Origin of the sequence: Methylobacterium sp. WL6 (assembly GCF_008040095.1) — a bacterium.
In the GTDB taxonomy this organism is placed as follows: Bacteria; Pseudomonadota; Alphaproteobacteria; order Rhizobiales; family Beijerinckiaceae; genus Methylobacterium.
The window spans coordinates 1-2424 of sequence record NZ_VRVH01000470.1; the positions used below are offsets into that span (position 1 = coordinate 1).

4 protein-coding genes are annotated in these 2424 nt (G+C 69.4%); 2 read left to right on the forward strand and 2 right to left on the reverse strand.

Annotation, left to right across the window (positions count from 1 at the left end; genetic code table 11):
• Positions 1-194: 194 nt before the first annotated feature.
• On the forward strand, positions 195-656 hold the full coding sequence (locus FV230_RS27300; protein WP_147844599.1) for an Lrp/AsnC ligand binding domain-containing protein: 462 nt from the start codon (positions 195-197) through the stop codon (positions 654-656).
• Positions 657-955: 299 nt separating this feature from the next.
• On the opposite strand, the gene FV230_RS27305 is transcribed toward FV230_RS27300, so the two are convergent.
• A complete protein-coding gene (locus FV230_RS27305) occupies positions 956-1318 on the reverse strand; it encodes a darcynin family protein (RefSeq protein WP_147844600.1) in 363 nt (120 codons plus the stop codon).
• A 76-nt stretch (positions 1319-1394) separates the two neighbouring features.
• On the opposite strand from FV230_RS27305, the gene FV230_RS27310 reads away from it, so the two are divergent.
• Positions 1395-2009, forward strand: coding sequence for a TetR/AcrR family transcriptional regulator (locus tag FV230_RS27310; protein ID WP_147844601.1), 615 nt, complete (start codon positions 1395-1397; stop codon positions 2007-2009).
• Between the two features lie 145 nt (positions 2010-2154).
• Here the strand turns inward: FV230_RS27310 and FV230_RS30095 are convergent.
• A partial coding sequence (locus tag FV230_RS30095; RefSeq protein WP_187275649.1) for a hypothetical protein occupies positions 2155-2424 on the reverse strand: 270 nt, incomplete at its 5' end.

The window sequence follows — 2424 nt, forward strand, 5'->3', positions numbered from 1 at the left end:
GGCGGGCACGACGGGCCGAGGGGAAGACACGATCGACGACGACACGATCGACATGGCAGACCCCGCCTCCCTCCGCCGCCGGCCGCCGGCCGCCGGCCGGGCACGGACCATTTTGTAGCCGCGGCGGCGCGGTGCTAAAATCCGTGGGTCGCGTCGAAGACCGGCGGATTCCCCATCGGAATGGCGTTCTGCGCGTGAAGACCACCGATTCGATCGATGCCGCCATCCTGCGCATCCTGCAGCAGGACGGGCGCATCGCCACCGTCGACCTCGCCGAGCGGCTCAGGCTCTCGCCCACCGCCACGGCCGAGCGCCTGAAGCGGCTGACCCGCGCGGGCTACATCACCGGCTACGGTGCCCGCCTCGATCCGGCGATGCTCGATCTGGGATTGCTGGTGTTCATCGAGGTGCTGCTCGACAAGACCACCGGCGCGGTGTTCGACCGCTTCTCGCAGGAGGTCCGCCGCGTGCCGGAGATCCTGGAATGCCACATGGTGGCCGGCGGCTTCGACTACCTACTCAAGGCCCGGGTGAAGGACATGGCCGCCTATCGCCGCTTCCTCGGGCAGGTCATGGTCGACCTGCCCGGCGTGAAGGAGACGCGCACCTACGCGGTGATGGAGGAGGTCAAGACGGACAGCCCGCTGCCCGTGTGAGCCGCGACCGGGCGCCGAGCCGGCCCACATCCGGTCCGAGCGAACATCCGGTTCGTGGATATCGCCGCAAGACAGCCGATCGGCAGAGATCCGCCCTGAGCCGATGTTGCCGGATCGCCCACAGGCGGCTTCATCCGGGGCGAGCCGCCGGCGACCCGGACACCCCATACGGGTCGTGGGCGCACGGGGTGGCGCCAGCCGCCTCGCTGTATTGCTGTCCGTGGGCGGACCGCCGCGGAATCACCTGACGCCGACTTTGGCAGGTCCCTGGTGCAACGAGCGAGCGGCCCGCACCCAGATCAGGCCGTGATCGGCTCGCGGCCGTAATGGGTGGCGTAGGCATTCTCGATGCCCGGCAGGATGTCCACGATCTCGAAGTAGCGGTCCCAGAACGGGGTCTCGCGTATCGCTTCGACGAGAAGCTGGTAGCTCTGGTGATCCCTTGCGTCCCACATCCACAGGTCGGTGACACGAGCGGAGTAGAACTCGATGTCGAAGAACCGCAGCGTCACATCGGCGGCATGCGCCTTCAGGATCGGCGTGAACGTCTCGCGAAAGAGCTCGAAACGTTTCTCGACCGGAAAGCCCAGCCACTCGGTGGTGGTCCTCACGAGCATGAACACTGTCAGGGCCGAATCGAAGGGTTTGCCGGATCTCGTCATCTTGCGTCCTTGCACTGTCGCGTGACGCCCCTAGGATGCGAGCGATCGCTCGCTTCCGCTACTCGCATTCGTTCGCATGACCGATTCCCTGACGGCGCAGCGCCCCCGCCCCCGGAAGAGGCCGCAGCAGGCCCGTTCTCTCGCCACCGTCGAGGCGATCGTCGAGGCGGCGGCTCGCATTCTGGAGGCGGTGGGCCACGGCGGTTTCTCGACGAATGCCGTGGCCGAGCGTGCGGGGGTCAGCGTCGGCTCGCTGTACCAATACTTCCCGCGGAAGGAGGCGCTCGTCGGCGCTCTCATCGTCCGCGAGAAGGATCGATTGATCGAGGATGCACGGGCGGCAGCGTCACGGCCGGCCGGAACGGATGCGCTCGTCGCGGTGATCGAAGCGTGCGTCGGTCATCAGCTCCGTCGCCCCGCCCTGGCACGGCTGCTGGACTTCGAGGAGGGCCGCCTGCCCTTCGACGCCGAGATCCACCGCAGCGCTGCGGCTCTGAACACGCTCGTGTCCGGCCTGCTCGAGCGGCCGGACCTGCCACGGCAGCCGGACACGCCGACGGCCGCCGCAGACCTGCTGGCGATCATCAAGGGTATGATCGACGCGGCCGGCGAGCGCGGCGAAACGGGCGAGGTGCCGCTCGTCGATCGTGTTCGCCGGGCCGTGCTCGGCTACCTCGGCGCCGGCGCGTGACCGTCCCCAGGTGCCCGTGATCCCCCTGTCGCGAGACCCGCGGACGGCACCCGATCGTCGGGCGCCGGCGACTCGCCCAAGAGCCGGTGTCACGGCAGGGCGCCCGAAAACGCCCCGTCCAGGCATCGTTCGAAGGCCGGGCGCGTCAATGCCCCGAATGGCGCACCGCCATCTTGAGGCGCTGGTCGACGTCGTCGATGCGGGCGGCGACGCCGCGGCGGATGCATTTGCCGAGGGTGTCGCCGGCGAAGAAGCCCAACGTCGCCTCCTGCTCGCGGCAGGCGACGGTCGGCGGCCAGGCCAGGTAGATGCCGGCGATGGCGGCGATGACCACAAGCTCGACCACGAGCCAGCCGCCCCAGCCGAGGCGGAAGCCCTCGCGCCGGCCCGCGCCGTGCCGGCGCCGGCGCAGGGC

Coding starts and splice junctions, on each gene's coding strand:
- FV230_RS27310 (WP_147844601.1), top strand. CDS start 1,395: ATGACCGATTCCCTGACGGCGCAGCGCCCCCGCCCCCGGAAGAGGCCG.
- FV230_RS27305 (WP_147844600.1), bottom strand. CDS start 1,318: ATGACGAGATCCGGCAAACCCTTCGATTCGGCCCTGACAGTGTTCATG.